The sequence below is a fragment of the Pseudogracilibacillus sp. SO10305 genome (assembly GCF_037072005.1).
Lineage (GTDB): Bacteria > Bacillota > Bacilli > Bacillales > Amphibacillaceae > Pseudogracilibacillus > Pseudogracilibacillus intestinigallinarum.
In genome coordinates this window covers 177,628-191,892 of sequence record NZ_JAXHDE010000003.1, presented here as the reverse complement: position 1 = coordinate 191,892, position 14,265 = coordinate 177,628, and the positions used below count along the sequence as shown (strand labels likewise).

The window sequence follows — 14,265 nt, the reverse complement described above, 5'->3', positions numbered from 1 at the left end:
CAATACTATTAATAGATATTATTAATGCTTTTATGAGATAATAAAAATACGAGGTGACAAAAATGGAGTTAAGACAAATAAAATATTTTATTGAAGTTGCAAAACGTGAGCATGTAACAGAAGCTGCAGATGCTTTACATGTGGCACAATCAGCAGTAAGTCGGCAAATTTTTAATTTAGAAGAAGAGCTTGGGGTAGATTTATTTATTCGAGAAGGAAGAACCGTTCGACTAACGAGAATTGGGAAAGTTTTTTTAGAACATATGGAAAAAGCGATGAATGTGATCGATGATGCAAGACAAGAAGTGATTGAATATACCGATCCTAAAAAAGGAACGATTCATATAGGCTTTGCGGCTAGTTTAGCCTCTTATATATTACCTACTGCTATTTTTTACTTTCGAAAACAGTATCCAGATGTGAAATTTGTGCTAAATCAAGGGACACATAGTGAGCTACTTGATTGGGTGAAAAAGGGCGAAATTAATATTGCATTATTAGGACCATTACCACAAGACCAAGATAAGGTGAAAAGTACAGTACTTTTTACAGAAGATATTGTCGCTTTATTACCGAGTAATCATTCTCTTGCAAACAGGTCTTCATTAAAATTAATCGAATTGCGCGATGAATCGTTTGTCATGTTTCCAAAAGGGTTTATATTACACGACGTTATTATGGAAGGATGTTTACAACGTGGCTTTCAACCGAAAATTTCCTTTGAAGGAAAAGATTTAGACGCGATAAAAGGGCTTGTATCAGCGGGATTAGGTGTTACATTAATTCCAGAAGTAACATTGGTCGATTGTTTGCCGCGTGCTACGGTGAAAGTTCCAATTACAGAACCTAGTTTGAAACGATCGGTCGGGGCGATTATTCCTGCTGAACGTGAATTATTACCGACGGAAAAATTGTTCTATCAATTTATAAAAGACTTCTTTATGCGTTTAGAAGTATATCAAAACTAAATCGGTGTTACAAATCCGTCAACATGCTATACCAATATTCGCTAAAATTGTTAAAAATATATTGCATCATAAAAATGAATATGTTAAGATTAAAACACAATATATAGATGATATATAAAATTGAATACACAATATATAGTGATTAAGGTGACGTATGAAAGTCTTAAAAAGGGAATCTAGTGAGAAGCTAGAACTGCCCCCGCAACTGTAATTATGTTATTTTTATGAAAGGACATGCTCACTGTATGTAGTTGTTTTTTTAAGAAAAGGCAACACATATAGGAAGGGGTTCTGGAGATACATATAAGTCAGGAGACCTGCCTAATCGCGTTAGTTTCACTTCTCCGGGGTGAGGGATTTTGGAAACGGCATGGATATTGAAATAGTGCATATTTTGTTGTCTTTTTGGCCGTTTATTCCTCATGCGAATAAACGGCTTTTTTAATATAAAAAATACATATTAGGAGAACACGAAACGAAGCGATCGACATATATAATAGGGGATAATTTTTCAGGAGGGATTTATAGATGAGCATGTTAGAGGTAGAAAACAAGGTAGAAGCATTAATGACGTTGGCACAAGAAGGTTTAAATGTAGATGTCACACCGTATAAAGAAAAGATGTTAAACGCAACAGCGAATGTGACAGGATTAGATGTTCACATTGAGATGATTAAAATTGCATTAGAAAATATTGATGAAGCTAATCCGGATTGGACATACTTTGCCAGTCGTTTATATGCTGCACAATTGTATGAGCAAGCTGCAGCTAACAGAGGATATGACCCAGCTGAAAAATATGGAGATTTTTATACATTAATTGATCAATTAACGAATAAAGGCATTTATACGAATAAATTATTAGAAAAATATACAAAAGAAGAGATCGACCTTTTAGGAAGCAAGATCGAACAAGAGCGCGATAGTTTATTTCACTATTTAGCTATTTATACGTTAGCAACAAGATATTTAGCGACAGACCATGAGAAAAACGTTTTTGAATTGCCTCAAGAACGTTGGATGATTATCGCAATGCATTTAATGCAAGATGAAAATAGCGAGAAGCGAATGGATTATATTTTAGAAGCTTACTGGGCTTTAAGTAATTTATATATGACTGTTGCAACACCGACAATGAACAACGCAGGAAAAACACATGGACAACTTTCTAGCTGTTTCATTGATACAGTCGAGGATAGTTTACAATCGATCTACGATGTGAACACAGATGTAGCACAATTATCGAAAAACGGTGGCGGAATTGGTGTCTATATGGGGAAAGTCCGAGGCCGTGGGAGTGCAATTAAAGGATTTAAAGGAATGTCGAGTGGTGTCGTGCCGTGGATTCGTCAGTTAAACAATACGGCGGTAAGTGTGGACCAATTAGGTACGAGAAAAGGTGCGATCGCGATTTATTTAGATGTATGGCATATCGATATTGAACCGTTTTTAGATTTAAAATTAAATAACGGGGATGCACGTATGCGAGCACACGATATTTTCCCTGGAGTATGTTTACCAGATTACTTTATGGAACAAGTAGAAGCACGTGGTGACTGGTATTTATTTGATCCACATGAAGTAAGACAAGTGATGGGATATAGCTTGGAAGATTTTTATGATGAAGAAAAAGGTGCTGGAACGTGGCGGGCGAAATATGAAGAATGTATTCGCGATGAACGTTTAACGAAAAAGAAAGTACCGGCAATTGATATCATGAAACGTATTATGATTTCTCAGTTAGAAACAGGTACACCGTTTATGTTTTACCGTGATGAAGTAAACCGTATGAATGCAAATAGTCATGCTGGTATTATCTATTGTTCTAACCTTTGTACAGAAATTACCCAAAATCAATCACCAACAGAGTTTTTAGAAGAGTATGTTGAAAATGAAGATGTGATTGTGAAGAAATATAAAACTGGAGATTATGTCGTTTGTAACTTAAGTTCTGTTAACTTAGGTCGTGCGGTACCAGAAGGTGTGTTAGAGCGACTCATTCCGATTCAAGTAAGAATGTTGGATAATGTAATTGATATGAACACATTACCAATTTTACAAGCACAACTGACGAACCAGAAATATAGAGCGGTAGGTTTAGGAACGTTTGGTTGGCATCACTTGCTTGCACTGAAAGGCATCGAATGGGAGTCAGAAGAGGCATTAACATACACGGATGAATTATATGAACAGATTGCTTATTTAACGATTCAAGCAAGTATGGAATTAAGTAAAGAAAAAGGCGCTTACCGTTTCTTTGAAGGAAGCAAATGGCAATCAGGACAATATTTCACTTCACGTGGATATGAAGGAGAAAAGTGGGAAGCATTACAACAAGAAGTACAAGAAAACGGAATTCGTAATGGGTATTTGATGGCAGTAGCACCGAACTCATCGACAGCGATGATTGCAGGGTCCACTGCGAGTATTGACCCGATTTTCCAAGTGTTCTATTACGAGGAGAAAAAAGACTTCAAAATTCCAGTAACAGCACCAGCATTAGATCACAGAACGTATAACATTTATCGTCGTTCTGCATATATTGTGGATCAGCGTTGGTCTGTAAAGCAAAATGCAGTAAGACAAAAGCATATTGATCAAAGTATTTCATTTAATATGTATGTACCAAATACGATTCGTGCGTCTGTCTTATTAAATTTACACGTACAAGCTTGGAAAGAGGGGTTAAAAACATCGTATTATGTTCGATCTACTGCGAACGATATTGAAGAATGTGAGTGGTGTCATTCATGAGAACTTTAATTGCTTATTTATCTTATAGCGGAAATACAGAAGAGATTGCGGAACATATTGAGCGGAAATTAGTATGTGAAGGAATAGAGGTCGATATGTTATCGATTGGCATTGATTATGTACCAGACTTAAGTGAGTACGATTATATATTCCTTGGCACATTTACGTGGGATATGGGTGGAACACCAGATGAAGTGAAAGATTTTGTATTAGAAGTCGGCTATAAACCGAATAATATAGCAGTATTTGGTTCAGGCGATACACAATTTGGCGGAGATGCTATGTTTTGTGGAGCTGTTGATAAATTAGTGAAATTTTATGAGAGTAAGTGGGACGGTTTGAAAATCGAACAGTCCCCAAGAGGCTCCCAAGAAGTATTAATTGATAATTGGCTAGAAGGAGTGTTAGAAGATGTCAGAATTACTGCTTGAACGTGCAAAAACATTAGAACCGCGTAACCCGAACAAATCGACGGGGATTTTCGGTGGAAAATCGAGTGGTATTTTAAATTGGAATGATATTGCGTATCCACATTGGTATAAAATGTATAAACGATTAGTCGGAAACTATTGGCAGGCAGATGAGGTGAACATGTCGAGTGATATTAAGCAGTTCCCTACGTTAACAGACGAGGAACGTGATGCTTATTTAAAAATTATCGGGTTATTATCGACATTAGATGCACCACAGACGAGAACCGCTTTACTGTTTTCATTATATGCAACAGATCCATCTGTCCAGTCAATTATGGCAGTCATCGCGCAACAAGAGGCGGTGCATAACGAATCATATTCATATGTACTATCATCTGTTGTTTCGCTGGCAGAACAAAATGAATCATTTGAACTCGGAAGAAAAGATCCCGTTTTATTAAAACGAAACGAAAAGATTATGCATCATTACAATAAATTTGCCGAAGAGCCAACGATTGAAAACATCCTAAAAACGATGGTCTATACGATTTTATTAGAAGGAATGTTCTTCTATTCTGGATTCGCGTTCTTTTATAATTTAGCACGCCATAATAAAATGGTTGGAACCTCTACTATGGTAAGTTATATTAACCGTGATGAATTAGAGCATGGTCGCTTCATTTCTGAAATGTTCCGTGCAACATTAACGGAAAACCCATCTCATAATAATGAAGAATTTATTACATGGGTATATGATAGCTTCCGTGACTCTGTTGAATTAGAAATTGAATGGTCGACATATGTATTAAAAGATGTGGACGGTATTAATTTAGATGAAATGGCTGGCTATGTGAAATATCGTGCCAATAAGATGTTACGAATGATGGGGTTAAGTGAGTTATATCCAGAGTATACGGAAAACCCGATGAAATGGATTCGTGCCTATGTAGATAATTTTGACGGTACAAAAACGGACTTCTTTGAACAAACATCAAGACAATATACGAAAACAAGTGATTTAAACGGTTTTGACGATCTATAAAATGAAACAACATCATACTGAGGTTTGGATTTAGTTGGAATATCATAGGGAAAGATGAATTGGATGAATGAACATTATAAACGCGACATATAGGTATATTCGCTTTATTCATTCGCTAATTTATGCCTGTATCGATCATTCCCTCCTCTATCCAAACCTCATTTTTTTATATTTTAAATGGGAATGTGCAAACTAATTAAAAACGAAGCCAAATCATTAGCTTTAAATTGGTTTTTCCTTCATGTATACTATTAAGAAGGAAAGGAAGATAATGTATGCAAGATGATCATCAAGATAAGATTTTCACGAAAGATTTCGCATTTATTTGGCTTGCGAACTTTTTTATTTTTTTAGGGTTTCAAATGACGTTACCAACATTACCGATCTTCGTAAAAGAACTAGGTGGTTCAGATCAATTAGTCGGATTAATCGTTGGTATTTTTACATTTTCAGCACTTTTGTTTCGCCCGTATGCAGGACATGCATTAGAAACGAAAGGAAGAGGCCGAGTCTATTTATTTGGTCTGCTTTTATTTATTATATCTGTTGGGACATTCGGCTTCATGACAAGTATGGTAATGTTATTCGTCATGCGTATCATACAAGGAGTCGGTTGGGGATTTTCAACGACAGCCTCAGGTACGATTGCAACAGACTTAATACCTCCAAAAAGACGTGGAGAAGGGATGGGCTATTATGGTCTTTCTGGTAATTTAGCTTTAGCTTTTGGCCCCGCTTTAGGCCTTTCATTAGTAGGTGTTATTTCATTTAAAACACTCTTTTTAAGCAGTGCTGCATTAGGTGTCATAGCATTATTGTTATCGATGAACATAAAATATAAAAAAGTAGCACAGTCTCCTCATAGAACTAAAGTAGCCCGCTTTGATGTATTAGAAAAGTCGGCAATTAATCCAGCAATTATATTGTTTTTTATTACATTGACATTCGGTGGAATTGCTTCGTTTCTTCCGTTACATGCCGTGGAAAAGGGTGTGGCTGGCATTGAAATGTATTTTATTTTTTATGCAGCATTTTTAATGTTATCTCGTATTTTTGCTGGGAAAATATATGATAAAAGAGGAGATTTATATGTGATTCCGCCAGGTGTATTACTCGTGTTTTCTGCGATGTTATTGCTTGCCTGGTTACCGAACACAGTAACGTTAATGGTTGCAGGAAGTTTATATGGATTTGGTTTTGGAATGATTCAACCTGCATTACAAGCATGGGCAGTTGATAAAGCCGAAGCGAACCGAAAAGGGATGGCAAATGCAACGTTTTTCTCTTTCTTTGATTTAGGTGTAGGGATTGGTGCGATAGTGTTCGGTCAGATTGCCTTTTTATTCGGTTATAAATATATTTACATCGTATCCGCAGTTTCTGCGATTGTTGCATTAATGTACTATTTGTATTTAGTTTTCTCAGGAAGACGTAATCCACGTAAAGCTTAAGGAATCGAATTTAACGATAAAGGGTAGATATGGATGGGACAAAAATTAACACATTCGAATATTCAACAATTGTTTTCGCCTAAAATTTATGAGCGAGGTTTACAATATTATCATTTAGGTCGTGTTCATGGGTTAAGTTTTAATAAAAATAGTGATGCTTGGTTTGCAGAAGTAGAAGGAACATCTTCTTACTATGTGGAAGTGGATATGAACAAAATTGATCAAGGGACGATTAAGCCATATTGTGAATGCCCGAGCTTTTCGGTATATCATACGTGTAAACATATCGTCGCTGTTCTGTTGGAAATAAGTGATCGAGAAGAGGAAGCGGTAAAAACGCTGAACCGTTCTTCCGCAGAACATTTTATTCAAAACATTTCCCAATACGAATTACATGATACATCATATGTCATTGATAAAATGCCAATGAATGTAGCGTATGAAGTAAATGTGGAATATACCGGAAAAATATGGTTGCAAATAAAAACGGGAACAGACCATTTGTATGTCGTTCATCAAATTCGTGATTTGTTATACCATTCGTTGCACGGGGAAGAGCATTTCTTTACGAAAAAATTTAGTTTTCGTCCAGAAGATCATTATTTTTTACAACAAGATATCGCTATTTTTGAATTATTACAATCGTCTATTCAAACAGGAGATTTATATACGGATCGCCGTTATGACCCGGGAAATGCTTATGACCGTCGTCATTTACTCATTTCGCCTTCGATTTTACAATTATTGCTTGAGAAATTACAAAAACGGACAGTGTCCCTAACAGAATCAAATAACGAAGCAGTATATACGTCTGTACAAATAGAGTTAGACAAGTTACCATTGCAATTTTCAATAAAAGATCATAAAGATAATTTAGCATTGTATGTAGAGGGAAATGAAGAGACACCGATTTATGATTTAACGATGTACAATGCATTGTACCAAGGAGGAACATTTTACTTTTTAGGACCATTGCAACGAAAATTACTGCATGAATTTGGCCGTATAGAAAAAGGCTCCTTTGCAATGCCGATCCCATCGTCGTTAAAGGACACATTTTTTTCAGAAACGTTACCGAAAATAAGACAAATTACTCCTGTGGAAATGAATGAATCCATTCAGGGTGATATTGTGGAGGCTCCACTGATCGCGAAGTTTTATTTAGAGATGGATGGAGAGAAAATAACAGGGGCGCTAGAATACCATTATGGTGCACATAAAATAGATCCTTTTCAACATACGAAGAAAAAACACCAGAAGATTATTATTCGTGATATGGAAAAAGAAGAACAAATTATGTATTTTATTGAACAGTCGAACTTTAAATATAATGGAGAAACATTGTTCATCCAATTATATGAAGATGAAGAAGTATATGAGTTTTTATATACGATTTTGCCACAGTTGGATGAATATGTTGAAGTATATTTAACAGCAGATATTCAGGCGATGATGGCAGAAATTGAACCGATTCCAAATAGTGCTGTTCGGATTGATGAAACGACAAATTTATTGGAAATAAGTTTTGACATTTCAGGAGTCGAAGAAGCTGAAGTAACGTCGATGTTACAAGCAGTTATGGAGAAAAAACGTTTTTACCGTATGCGAAATGGTACCATTGTGTCGTTGGAAAATGAACAGTTTGAATCGATTCAAAATCTTGTTTCGACGTTGGATATTAAAGATACGCAACTACATGATGGAAAGATTGAATTGCCGGCATACCATAGTATGCAAGTAGATGAATTGCTCGATTTGAAGAAAAGTTATGATCCATCGTTTCGAAAATTATTACAACAATTGCGATCACCAGAACAGACGAGTTATGAGGTCCCAGATCAATTGAATGCGACGTTGCGTGCTTATCAAGAGGCTGGATATCAATGGTTTAAGTCTTTGAGTGAATATCGTTTAGGTGGTATTTTAGCGGATGATATGGGTCTTGGAAAAACGATTCAGACGATTACTTATTTAATGTCTGAGCAATCCGAAAGCCCCCATTTAGTTATTGTACCGTCATCTGTCGTATTTAATTGGAAGCATGAGTGTACGAAATTTGCACCTCATTTAGATGTGGTGGTTATTTCTGGAACGAGGCATGAAAGGGCAACATTGATGGAATTACATGGACAGGCAAATATTTGGGTCATGTCATATGGGACTGCACGTCAAGATATTGAATTATTAAAAGGGTGTTTCTTTCACACATTAATATTAGATGAAGCACAATTTATTAAAAACTATGAAACGAAAACAGCAAAAGCGATACGTGAAATAAATGCGCGTAATTGTTTTGCCTTAAGTGGCACCCCAATTGAAAACTCTATCGACGAATTATGGTCTATTTTCCAAGTTGTATTGCCGGGCCTTATGCCGAAGCTAAAGACTTTTCGTGAACTATCGAATGAGAAAATTGCTAGTTTAACACGTCCGTTTATTTTACGAAGAGTGAAAGAAGATGTGTTAAAGGAATTACCAGATAAAATTGAAACGACCTCTATTTCCGAATTAACCGAGGAACAAAAACATTTATATGTTGGATATTTACAACAAGTGCAACGTGATGCACATGACTCTATTGCTGGAGAAGGCTTCCAAAAGAATCGGATGAAAATTTTGGCTGGAATTACTCGGCTACGGCAACTTTGCTGTCATCCTGCATTGTTTTTAGAAAACTATGAAGGGAACTCTGGAAAATTAACGCGTTTGCTAGAAATTATAGAGCAGAGTATTGCGGATAATAAACGGATGCTCATTTTTTCGCAATTTACATCGATGCATGACATTATAAGAAAAGAGTTAGAGAAGCGTCATATAAATTATTTTTATATCAATGGTGAAACACCTGCGAAAAAACGTGTAGAAATGAGTGAGGCATTCAATGAAGGGGAAAATAGTGTATTTCTTATTTCGTTACGTGCAGGTGGAACAGGATTGAATTTGACAGGGGCAGACACGGTCATATTGTATGATTTGTGGTGGAACCCGGCAGTAGAAGACCAGGCGGCAGGGCGTGCCCATCGTTTTGGTCAAAAAAATGTCGTTCAAGTCATTCGCTTAATTGCTGAAGGAACAATTGAAGAAAAGATTTATGAATTGCAACAGAAAAAACGCGAGTTGATTGACCAAGTGATCCAACCAGGAGAGTCGATGCTTTCTACGTTATCAGAAGAGGATATAAAACAATTATTAAGTATATAACAGAGAATGTTTCAGACATAACTTGAAACAATGTTAAAAAACGATTCACTATTACAAATTAATTATGTTAGAAATGTACAGAGTTTTTCACGGGAAATTGTGAAGTTATTAGCATGCCTTACAGAAGGTTTATTAAGGCCTTTTTTTCCGAAGAATTCTCTGTACGTTTTTTGTCTTTTTGGCCTCGTGCTCAAGCTTTATCGCGGCCATTCTGCATTGGCTTAAATATTTGTTGAGTTTGGATGGATAGGCTGAAATGCCCTTTGTTTGCAATGGAAAAGGGAGTGATGGCAACCTGAAATATATATGTACATACTTTCTTCCTAAAAAAGTTCACAAATTAGACAAAAACACTTGCATAAATAGTCAGAATATTATAAAATATCAACACAAGAAAGTGAAGGGGGAGAAAAAAATGAGAGCTGTAGCGAGTGGTTTTTCGAAATGGGTACTATCATATGTTGCTGTGATCTTTGTCATTATGATTATGCCAGTGTTCCTTATAACGAGTGATGTTTCGACATTGGATAACTTAGTGAACTATATTTTTGGGAACAAACAATAAGAATGAATAGGATGAATGAAAAAGTTGGAAAAAGCAATATGTATCATAACAGAACCGAATGTCCGTTAGCTTTGATTAGGAAGCATTTAACGAACATTCGGTTTTTATTTATTGTTCCATGAAAGTTAAAACAATTTTACGTAATTCACGTTTTAAAAACTTACCGACAGATGATTTAGGTATTTCCTCGACAAATATAACATCATCAGGAATCCAAAAATTCGCAAACTGTGGCTTTAAAAAGTCGAGTAGCTCTTCCTTTGTCACCTTACCATCATAGCCATCATGTAACACCACACATGCAATAGGGCGCTCTTGCCATTTCTCGTCTGGTATAGCTACAACACATGCCTCAAATACAGCCTCATGTGCCATTAGTACATTCTCAAGTTCAACAGAAGAAATCCATTCCCCGCCACTTTTTATAAGGTCACTCGTTCGGTCGATAATTTTAATGGTACCTTCTTCGTCTACTGTTACAACGTCTCCGGTATGAAACCAACCATTGACGAATGATTTCTCTGTTCGATCGTCATTGTAATATTCATTAGCAATCCACGGACCTCGTAATAACAATTCACCCATCGTTTCATTGTCCCAAGGAATATCACCATTTTCATCGACAACTTTCATTTCTAAACCAGGTGCTAATATACCTTGACGTGTTCTTTCTTGAATTTTTTCGTCCATTGATAAGTCTGCTTGATAACTTTTTAGTCGAGAAAATGTAGCAAGTGGTGTCGTTTCTGTTGCACCATAAGCATGGAAGAATGGGATATGATGCTTCTGTTCAAAAGCGCGAATCATGCCGATGGGTGCAGCAGATCCACCACATAGTACACCACGTAAACTGGATAAGTCATAGTTATTTGTGTCGATTTCTTTTAATAAGCCGAGCCAGATTGTTGGAACGCCGGCTGTAATCGTTACTTTATATTCATCAATAAAGCGTGCCAATCGTTCAGGTGTGAATCTAGGTCCAGGCATTACTTGTGTAGATCCAAACCAAGTACATGCAAATGGCATTCCCCAAGCATTTACGTGGAATTGTGGTACGACAGGCATTGCAACATCTGATTCCGATACTGCCGCTGAATCTGCTAGCCCAAGTGCATAGCTATGTAATGCGATAGATCGGTGTGTATACATGACCCCTTTCGGTTTTCCGGTCGTTGCGGAAGTGTAGCACATTCCAGCTGGGTCACGTTCATCAATATCTTCTAAAAATTCGTATGTTTCATCCCCATCACGAATTAAATCTTCATATGAATATACATTTGTTAAGGTTGTTTCAGGTAAGGTATCTTTGTCTGTCATCACTACGAATTTTTTTACAGTTGTAAAGTGTTCATGGAGTTGGTTTATTAAAGGGAAAATATCTTCATCTACAAAAATAATTTTGTCTTCTGCATGATTGATGATATAAATAATATGTTCGGGAGATAGTCGTATGTTGATCGTATGGAGCACTGCTCCCATTCCTGGTGCGGCAAAATAAATTTCTAAATGACGGTGTGTGTTCCACGCGAGCGTACCGACACGGTCGCCTCTTTGAATGCCAAGTTTATCTAATGCACTCATTAAGCTTCGCGTTCGTTTTCCAATTTCTTTGTACGTCAATCGATGAATTTTATCATGTGTTTGAGAGATAACTTCCTTCTTCGGAAAAAAATTCTCAGCACGTTCCATCATAGCACCAATGGTTAATGAATGGTCCATCATGAATATCAGCCCCCTAATCTATTTTCTACTATTATATACTAAAAACAATTAATTGAAAATATAGAATTTTCAAACTTACATTCATTGAATCAAATAAACAAATCGTATGGTAAAATAAAAAGTAAGTTGATAGGAGTCGATATACATTGCAAAGGCAGTATGATTTTACGAAAGGAAATATTTTTAAACAATTAATTTTCTTTTCAGGTCCGATTATTTTAGCGAATATATTACAAACTTCATATCAAGTTGTCGATAGTTTATGGATTGGTAATTTACTTGGTGCAGATGCTTTAGGGGCAGTGGCTGTTTCTGGTGTCATTGTTTTTACACTATTATCATTTGTCATTGGATTAAATAATGCTGCCTTAACGATTTTGTCCCAACAAAAGGGACGTGGGGATGAAGAAGGATTAAAAAAATATGTGAATGCATTCGTCGTTACATTACTTTTCCTATCCATCATCATGGCTATTATTGGGGTTATTTTTGCCGAACAAATGTTACAACTATTACGTACTCCAGAAAACTTAATGCCGTATGCAACTCGCTATTTACAAATTAATTTTATCGGGGTACTTTTTTTATTCGGTTATAATTTTATAAGTACAATTTTACGTGCGGTAGGAGATAGTAAAAGTCCATTACGGTTTGTGTTTATTGCTGTCATCTTAAATATTGTTTTTGATCCGTTATTTATTGAAGGATTTAATTTAGGCGTAGATGGGGCAGCATATGCAACGATACTATCTCAAGGGATTGCTTTTGTATATGGGTTTATTTTTGTAATACGACGCAAGTTAGTCCCTTTTCAAATGCCCAAAATACCAGCGGCAGAAGAAGTGTCGCTTATATTAAAATTAGGGATTCCTGCTGGCTTACAAATGTCTGTTATTTCGGCTGGTTCTGCTGCTATTATGAGTGTCGTGACGACGTTTGGTTCCGCTGTTGTCGGTGGCTTCGGTGCTGCACAAAGATTAGATAGTATGATTATGATACCGGCACAAGCGCTTGGGACGGCGGTAAATAGTATGGCTGGGCAAAATATGGGTGTGAAGAATTGGAAGCGAGTCAACAATATTGCAACATATGGCTTGCTATACAATTTTATTTGTATGAGTGTGATTGGACTTGTTATTATATTGTTTGCACCTTTTTTCGTACAATTATTTATTCGTGAATTAGAAGCGGTACAATTTGCGGTAACATATTTACGTATTATGGCATTTTGTTTTCCATTTCTAGGCATTAATTTTGTTTTAAATGGAGTTGTACGTGCTTCAGGAGCAATGTATCAAGTATTAATATTAAATATTATATCTTTTTGGATATTAAGGTATCCGTTAACGTATTTTTTCTCACAACAATATAATGAAGTTGGTATTGCCATTGGCATGGGAACGAGTTTTGTGATCAGTAGTGTATTAGCTTTTCTATATTATAAATTTGGAAAATGGCGTAAAAAAGAAATATTATCTTAAGATGAGGTTTTTAGGATGAAACAAAAAAGAACAGGGCGGAGTGTTTTATCAATTATATTATTGTTAAGTGGCATATTGGTCACAGTTTCCTTACTTGTTGATCGTCATTCAGATGAAAAGCAGTTAGTGGAAGACTTACAAATATATCATGTAGAAAATGAACGCAAAACCGTTACAAAGTATGCAAAAAAATATGGTGTAGAAGAATATGTAGATGTATTATTGGCAATGATGCTACAAGAATCTGGTGGAAGGGGAAAAGATCCGATGCAGTCATCAGAAAGTTATTGTGGGGAAATTGGATGTATCAAAAGCCGAACCGAATCGATTGAACAAGGGGTCCAATACTTTTCACATGCGCTGGAACGGGCGAATGGTGAGTTGGAGTTAGCAGTTCAGTCCTATAATTTCGGCCTCGGGTTTATTGCATATGTAAAGGAACATGAAACGGATTATAATTTAGATATCGCGATTCAATTTTCAAAAGAAATGTATGAAAAACTAGATGATACGAATCATTATTCTTGTTTACGTAAAGAGGCGGCTAAATTCGATGCGTGTTATGGGGATATTTATTATGTCCGTGACGTATTAGAGCAAAAGAAAAATTTCCAAAAATAACGAAAAGAAGCAATGTAATGGTTTTCATACGGGGAATTAATTGTTAT

General features: G+C 36.1%; 10 protein-coding genes and 1 riboswitch. Of the genes, 9 read left to right on the top strand and 1 reads right to left on the bottom strand.

Features of this window, described 5'->3' with window-relative positions:
• Positions 1 to 62: 62 nt before the first annotated feature.
• From SPD45_RS04855 to SPD45_RS04825, 7 genes are all read left to right on the top strand, one after another.
• Entirely contained in the window at positions 63 to 968 is a 906-nt protein-coding gene (locus SPD45_RS04855) for a LysR family transcriptional regulator (protein WP_336266583.1), read from the top strand.
• Between the two features lie 127 nt (positions 969 to 1,095).
• Positions 1,096 to 1,307: riboswitch (cobalamin riboswitch) on the top strand.
• 228 nt (positions 1,308 to 1,535) lie between these two features.
• Complete coding sequence (locus tag SPD45_RS04850; RefSeq protein WP_442961989.1) at positions 1,536 to 3,722, top strand: ribonucleoside-diphosphate reductase subunit alpha; 2,187 nt, start codon at positions 1,536 to 1,538, stop codon at positions 3,720 to 3,722.
• Positions 3,719 to 4,153 (top strand): flavodoxin, encoded by a 435-nt coding sequence (locus tag SPD45_RS04845; RefSeq protein WP_336266581.1) that lies wholly within the window; start codon positions 3,719 to 3,721, stop codon positions 4,151 to 4,153. The genes SPD45_RS04850 and SPD45_RS04845 overlap by 4 nt, the downstream gene beginning before the upstream one ends.
• Positions 4,134 to 5,177, top strand: a complete 1,044-nt coding sequence (locus SPD45_RS04840; RefSeq protein WP_336266580.1) for a ribonucleotide-diphosphate reductase subunit beta — start codon at positions 4,134 to 4,136, stop codon at positions 5,175 to 5,177. The genes SPD45_RS04845 and SPD45_RS04840 overlap by 20 nt, the downstream gene beginning before the upstream one ends.
• Before the next feature lie 275 nt (positions 5,178 to 5,452).
• On the top strand, positions 5,453 to 6,628 hold the full coding sequence (locus SPD45_RS04835; protein WP_336266579.1) for an MFS transporter: 1,176 nt from the start codon (positions 5,453 to 5,455) through the stop codon (positions 6,626 to 6,628).
• A 33-nt stretch (positions 6,629 to 6,661) separates the two neighbouring features.
• Positions 6,662 to 9,829 (top strand): DEAD/DEAH box helicase, encoded by a 3,168-nt coding sequence (locus SPD45_RS04830; protein WP_336266578.1) that lies wholly within the window; start codon positions 6,662 to 6,664, stop codon positions 9,827 to 9,829.
• A 415-nt stretch (positions 9,830 to 10,244) separates the two neighbouring features.
• Positions 10,245 to 10,394, top strand: coding sequence for a hypothetical protein (locus SPD45_RS04825; protein WP_336266577.1), 150 nt, complete (start codon positions 10,245 to 10,247; stop codon positions 10,392 to 10,394).
• A gap of 108 nt (positions 10,395 to 10,502) precedes the next feature.
• Here SPD45_RS04825 and SPD45_RS04820 read toward each other — a convergent pair whose 3' ends face one another.
• Complete coding sequence (locus tag SPD45_RS04820) at positions 10,503 to 12,116, bottom strand: long-chain fatty acid--CoA ligase (protein WP_336266576.1); 1,614 nt, start codon at positions 12,114 to 12,116, stop codon at positions 10,503 to 10,505.
• A gap of 146 nt (positions 12,117 to 12,262) precedes the next feature.
• On the opposite strand from SPD45_RS04820, the gene SPD45_RS04815 reads away from it, so the two are divergent.
• Positions 12,263 to 13,597 (top strand): MATE family efflux transporter, encoded by a 1,335-nt coding sequence (locus SPD45_RS04815; RefSeq protein WP_336266575.1) that lies wholly within the window; start codon positions 12,263 to 12,265, stop codon positions 13,595 to 13,597.
• A gap of 15 nt (positions 13,598 to 13,612) precedes the next feature.
• Entirely contained in the window at positions 13,613 to 14,218 is a 606-nt protein-coding gene (locus tag SPD45_RS04810; RefSeq protein WP_336266574.1) for a lysozyme family protein, read from the top strand.
• The last annotated feature ends 47 nt before the right edge of the window (positions 14,219 to 14,265 follow it).

Bases quoted from the DNA above. Each gene is read 5' to 3' on its own strand.
- SPD45_RS04850 (WP_442961989.1), top strand. From the start codon at position 1,536: ATGACGTTGGCACAAGAAGGTTTAAATGTAGATGTCACACCGTATAAA.
- SPD45_RS04835 (WP_336266579.1), top strand. From the start codon at position 5,453: ATGCAAGATGATCATCAAGATAAGATTTTCACGAAAGATTTCGCATTT.
- SPD45_RS04830 (WP_336266578.1), top strand. From the start codon at position 6,662: ATGGGACAAAAATTAACACATTCGAATATTCAACAATTGTTTTCGCCT.
- SPD45_RS04840 (WP_336266580.1), top strand. From the start codon at position 4,134: ATGTCAGAATTACTGCTTGAACGTGCAAAAACATTAGAACCGCGTAAC.
- SPD45_RS04810 (WP_336266574.1), top strand. From the start codon at position 13,613: ATGAAACAAAAAAGAACAGGGCGGAGTGTTTTATCAATTATATTATTG.
- SPD45_RS04855 (WP_336266583.1), top strand. From the start codon at position 63: ATGGAGTTAAGACAAATAAAATATTTTATTGAAGTTGCAAAACGTGAG.
- SPD45_RS04820 (WP_336266576.1), bottom strand. From the start codon at position 12,116: ATGATGGACCATTCATTAACCATTGGTGCTATGATGGAACGTGCTGAG.
- SPD45_RS04845 (WP_336266581.1), top strand. From the start codon at position 3,719: ATGAGAACTTTAATTGCTTATTTATCTTATAGCGGAAATACAGAAGAG.
- SPD45_RS04825 (WP_336266577.1), top strand. From the start codon at position 10,245: ATGAGAGCTGTAGCGAGTGGTTTTTCGAAATGGGTACTATCATATGTT.